Here is a 5,258-nt window from a genome sequence, read left to right as displayed (position 1 = left end):
GGCAACCATCGAATCGCTACTGCACCGGAGCTACCTGTCGCTTGGCCATGCCGTTTCATCGCCAAATGCCGTCGCCGGCGGGCGATGAGCGACGCGCCAGCCCGCTCGAGAGGCCACGTTATGCGCCGCTTCATGTGGCTGTCGTGACGAAACGATTTGCATCGCTTTAGAAGAGCATGATGGGTCTCTTATCTCGGGCGGATCCGACGTTCGAATGTCCGCGCGAATGCACGGGCCAGTGACCGCAGATGGGCCGCACGCAGCCGCTCGTGACCGTCGGATTTGAACGAGCCTAATGTCCCCCTGCAGAAGGGCGGCTCCAGTCGAAGCTAACGCCGCCCTACGGCGCAAACGCGCGCAGCCGCCCCGGCGCGCAATTGAAGGGTTGGTCGGCGTGTCTGTTCGATAGCGCACAGAGCGGCGACCGTGTGGGGACTAGTTTGGTGACCGGACTCGAAACACGGGGTGGCTGCCATGGCCAATACGCCGGATTCTGTTCTGTACGCGCGCATCACCTTGATCGACGCCAACGTGCTACCGCGTGATGGGAATCCGGGTGGTCCGCGCGAAAGACCAAGGTATGACTCGCCGGAGCGCCGACGCGAGGCCTTCTGGAAAGACGTTTCCGATTTATCGGGAACAGAAGTGGAGCCTTACGAGGGCGAGGTTCGCATACAGGTAGAGCTTGGAAGATTACTGGCGACGCGGTTCGTTGACCGGGTGCACGTCGACTCGCCCCTGAAAGGACGTATCGATTACAGGTCATTGGAGTTCCGGGTGACTGTGATCGACTACGGGAGTGCTATATGCAAGATCGAGTTCCCGGGACTGGATACCGTGAAGAAGATCGTCGACGACAACTACGATCTCTTCATGTTTCTCACGCAAAGCGACGTCAACACCGGGTTCGAGCAGACATTTGCGCTTCCCGCCGGTTCGGTCAAGACGGAAGTACAGGGCACTGATGCCCTCAAGTCAGCCTTCCGCGACGAGGCGCTGCCGGACGCCGGGGACGGCGGTGCGGGGGCGGGCGTGCCACCAGCTGGCGCGGGAGGCGGTGGCGGGGCAAACGATCCATTGACCCCGGGCGAGAAACGTCTTCAGAGAATCATCAAAGGCACCCTTGTCATCGTTCTCCTTGTGCTGATCGGCACTGCGTGGCTGTTGGCCTACGCGTGGACCCAGGAACGCGAAGCACAGCAGCAAGAACGCACACACATTGCCGCAGAGCGCAAGGCGCTGCTCGACCTGGCAGCCAGTGAGGTCAAGATAGTTTCCGACCGGGACGTGGAACTGGCGAAGGCCGTTGCACAGGGAGGCGCCAGCGAAGTGATTGCGCTGGTTCACGGGTATGGCACCCTTGCCCATGACGCCGCCACAGGCGGTTGCTGCTGTACTGGGTGCTGCCCGGCTACCTCGACCAAGAAAAAGCCGTCGGCCCTTCCGCAATGCAAATAAAGTCCGAGAGTGCGGACGCTCTTCAAGCAGGCACCGATGGAGACGGAGCGCAGCGCGCAGAAAAAGGCGGCGTAAGCAAGGTCACGCTGAAACTCAAAAAGCCCGTATCGCTACGGGCTTTTTTCTTTGCGCTGTGCATGTTGCTCGAACAGCTTCAGTTGAGGCGGCGATGTGAGAGTTGAGCCTCCCCGCCAAGGGCCGCAGCCGACCCGTTGCAGGCATTCGCTGTCGCTCGGCCAGCGGCCGATTTCCAGCCGTTCACGGACGGTCGCTTGGCAGCCGGATGTTGCCTCGTTGCCAGTCGCTTGGTTTCGACCAGTCGCCGCCATCGAGGCGCTGCCGCAGCCTCGCGGCGTTTGCCGTCGTAGGCGCGACAGCGCGGAGCATCTTTGAGGTCGCGCCCCGTCGTCTCTGGATCGGCCCGATCGCTTCCCTCATCGGCAAGAGCTTCTACTGCCACCTTTTCGCGTTCTTCTTTATTCGCTTAATGCAGGAACGTAGAAAGTTTGCCACATGACCCGCAGGATGCGAGACCATTCGTTCGTGATTTGCCTGCGAACATCCACTCCGGCATATGATGGACGACAGTACAGCCGAATCCGGCCGACCTCGGGCCCCTTCCGCTGCTTTCGCCGCTCCCGGTCTATCAAAGTGAGAGTATCGACCTGTCGTCTCTTTCAAATACCGCTCGTACCAGCAGTCCATGTTGGCAGCTAGCGTAACGTCTCGTTTGCTACCTTGAGTCGAGGCCATATGAGCACTATCACGCCGGCCGGACACGCCGAACCCGAACGGCGCGAGCCGATTCTCAACACCGTTGACCGTGTCTGCGAAATATGTTTTGGACTGTTCATGGCCCTGACGTTCGTCGGCGCCGTCAAGGCAGTCACCGCGGGCGAAGATGAGGGATACAAGATGTTCTTCGCCGCGCTCGGATGCAATCTGGCGTGGGGCCTGGCCGACGCCGTGATGTATCTCGTACGCACGCTCGCCGATCGAGGGCAGCGCCTGAAACTCGCGCTGACCGTGAAGCGGGAGCAGGACCACGCGGTAGCCGTGCGGGTGTTGCGCGATGCATTGCCTGAGAAGCTGGAGCCGCTCGTCGAAGATGCCGACCTCGAGCGGATCCGCGCGCGCCTCGCGACCGCATCGACGCTTCCACCTCGGGCAAATTTTGTGAGTGGTGACTTCGTCGGCGCGCTGGGCATCTTTCTGCTTGTTGTCCTGGGAACGTTTCCGGTCGCGGTGCCGTTTCTCGTCGTGAGGGATGTTACAACGGCCCTCATCGCCTCGCGCGTGCTCACACTCGTGATGCTTTTCATCGCCGGCTTTGCGCTGGGGCGCTACACCGGCGCAGGGGCAATGAAGGCAGGTGTCGCAATGATCGCGCTTGGCATTCTGCTTACGATGGCAATCATCAAGCTGGGCGGATAACCGACCCCAAGCCTTTCTAGACCTGGTCGGCCCGCTTTCCATCTGCGGGTGCAGAGCCGGTACGTTAGCAGGGCGACGCACACTATTGTGAGAGGTCTGCTTCATGGAGAACGCCAACAGTTCCGCACACGCCCCGCTGAAGACTCGCCACGTCGTGGCAGAATTTTCCAGAGCCCTTTGGCAGCTACGTGCCCCGATCGCCTTTCTGTTTGTGCTTTATCTCCTGCTTTCCGTCGTAATGTATAACTTCGGTGGCCCAGTCGACTCGACAAGCGGATCGCCATGCTCGTTTGGGGAGACCCTCTACTTTTGCGCGATGAGGGCGATCACGATCGGCTACCGCAACATCGTGCCCACCACAACCGTTGGCCGCATCGACTCGGTGTCGCTCGGGGTGCTGGGCATACTGCCGGTGAGTACTGTTGCTGCCGCGGCGGTTCGCGGCGTCCATGAGGCGATACAAAACGCTGGTCAGTTGTAGCACTGAGCTAATACTCAGACCCGGCTCCAATTCTCACGGTTGTCGACCCTGATGGAAATCGTCTTCACCGTTTTGATCCTCCTGCTCGCGGTCGCCGTATCGGGCGTCGTCGTGCGGCTTCTGCGTGGCCTGTTGCCGTTACCGCTCGTCCAGATCGCTATCGGTGCGTTGCTTGCCTGGCCAAAGTTCGGTCTGTACGTCACCTTCGACCCCCAACTGTTTCTGCTACTCTTCATCCCCCCGTTACTCTTCGCGGACGGATGGCGCACTCCGAAACGCGAATTCTTCATGCGGCGCCGTTCGATCCTGCTGCTTGCGTTTGGCCTCGTGTTCATGACGGTGCTCGTGGTTGGCTACTTCGTGCATGCGCTCGTGCCGACAGTTTCGCTCCCCATCGCGTTTGCGCTCGCAGCGGTGCTGTCGCCGACCGACGCCGTCGCGCTGGCTGGCATTGCCGGCAAGAACCGTATTCCACCGCATCTGATGCATATTCTCGAGGGCGAAGCGCTGATGAATGACGCCTCGGGGCTCGTCGCGCTCAAGTTCGCGATTGCGGCCGCGCTGACTGGCATGTTTTCGCTGCGCGAAGCTTCGATCACCTTCGTGATCATCGCCACGGGCGGCCTTGCGATGGGCGCTGCGGTGAGCTGGCTGTTCAGCGTCGTTATACGGCGCCTCCGCAGCGTTACGGGCGAAGGCGATCCAGCGCCCGGCGTTGTATTGACGCTGCTGATCCCGTTCGCAGCCTATCTGTTCGCCGAACATTTCCATTGCTCCGGTATTCTCGCGGCAGTCGCCGCCGGGATGATGATGAACTACGCGACCATCACCAGCGCCGGCACGGTATCGGCACGCGTAAAGGCAAACAGTACTTGGACAATGGTCGAATTCGTCTTCAACGGCATGGTGTTCATCCTGCTGGGACTGCAGTTCCCTCACATCATCGGTCGTGCATTGCTTGACGCTCACGAGACAGGCAATGGTGACGTGTGGCGACTGATCGGCTACGTCGCGGCAGTCACGCTCGCGCTATATACGATGCGCTTCGTGTGGGTCTGGCTACTGCGGTGGCTCGCAAGCCTTGGTGCGGCCCGGCAAGGCGTGATCAACGCCGTGCCGGGGCTGCGTACCGTGACGATCATGACCGTCGCTGGAGTGCGCGGTGCGCTGACGCTCGCTGGCGTGTTGTCGATACCCGTTGCATTGTCCAGCGGTGAGGCGTTGCCGGGACGTGACCTGGTGATCTTTATCGCTTCGGGTGTGATCCTGACATCGCTGCTGGTCGCAGTATTCGCACTGCCGCAGTTGTTACACGGCGCTCACCACGCGCACGATGCACATGCAGTTGAAGAACAACACGCGCGCAAGGTTGCAGCGCAAGCCGCCATACGCGCCATCGACGACCTTCATCCAACCGTCACCGGAGATATTGGCGAGCCGGCAACAGCCTTCGACGCGGATGTGGCTGCGCGCGTGATGGACCTCTACCGTCGGCGACTCGCCACGCTCACTGACGACAGGCATTCCACTGACGAAGTGCGCCGGGCGGAAGCACTGGAAATTCAGATCAGCCTTGCGGCAATGCGCGCGGAGCGTGCTGCGCTACTGGCCCTGCGCAACACCCACGAGATCAATGACGAGACGTTGAGCAAGCTGATGCGGGAAGTGGATTTTTCGGAAACGGCGCTGACCACCCGCGAACAGGCAGGTACGTGACCACACGGAGCATGGGCCGGATCAGTTTTGCGAGGACCGGATCTCGCGATCACCATCGCATTTGTAGGACCCAACCTTCGGATCACGATGGTCGGCTTTCGAGCGCGCTTCGGCCGTTGGGTAACGGACGACGGATGTCGCTTCATGGCCAACTGAGACGATTTTTCTG

Annotated in this window: 4 protein-coding genes; all 4 read left to right on the top strand. The window is 60.8% G+C overall.

Going from position 1 to position 5,258, the window contains the following annotated elements; genetic code table 11:
* Positions 1-474: 474 nt before the first annotated feature.
* The 4 genes from BN2476_RS42970 (at position 475) to BN2476_RS42950 (ending at position 5,089) form a co-directional block, all read left to right on the top strand.
* Entirely contained in the window at positions 475-1,458 is a 984-nt protein-coding gene (locus BN2476_RS42970) for a hypothetical protein (RefSeq protein ID WP_087740203.1), read from the top strand.
* 753 nt (positions 1,459-2,211) lie between these two features.
* Positions 2,212-2,892, top strand: coding sequence for a VIT1/CCC1 transporter family protein (locus tag BN2476_RS42960; RefSeq protein ID WP_087740201.1), 681 nt, complete (start codon positions 2,212-2,214; stop codon positions 2,890-2,892).
* A gap of 103 nt (positions 2,893-2,995) precedes the next feature.
* A complete protein-coding gene (locus BN2476_RS42955; RefSeq protein ID WP_087740200.1) occupies positions 2,996-3,373 on the top strand; it encodes a potassium channel family protein in 378 nt (125 codons plus the stop codon).
* Between the two features lie 51 nt (positions 3,374-3,424).
* Positions 3,425-5,089, top strand: a complete 1,665-nt coding sequence (locus BN2476_RS42950) for a Na+/H+ antiporter (protein WP_087740199.1) — start codon at positions 3,425-3,427, stop codon at positions 5,087-5,089.
* The last annotated feature ends 169 nt before the right edge of the window (positions 5,090-5,258 follow it).

Origin of the sequence: Paraburkholderia piptadeniae (genome assembly GCF_900007165.1) — a bacterium.
GTDB classification, from domain to species: domain Bacteria; phylum Pseudomonadota; class Gammaproteobacteria; order Burkholderiales; family Burkholderiaceae; genus Paraburkholderia; species Paraburkholderia piptadeniae.
The sequence above is the reverse complement of the archived record's forward strand: the minus strand, read 5'-3'. Positions and strand labels throughout refer to the sequence as shown.

Bases quoted from the DNA above. Each gene is read 5' to 3' on its own strand.
- BN2476_RS42960 (WP_087740201.1), top strand. From the start codon at position 2,212: ATGAGCACTATCACGCCGGCCGGACACGCCGAACCCGAACGGCGCGAG.
- BN2476_RS42970 (WP_087740203.1), top strand. From the start codon at position 475: ATGGCCAATACGCCGGATTCTGTTCTGTACGCGCGCATCACCTTGATC.
- BN2476_RS42955 (WP_087740200.1), top strand. From the start codon at position 2,996: ATGGAGAACGCCAACAGTTCCGCACACGCCCCGCTGAAGACTCGCCAC.
- BN2476_RS42950 (WP_087740199.1), top strand. From the start codon at position 3,425: ATGGAAATCGTCTTCACCGTTTTGATCCTCCTGCTCGCGGTCGCCGTA.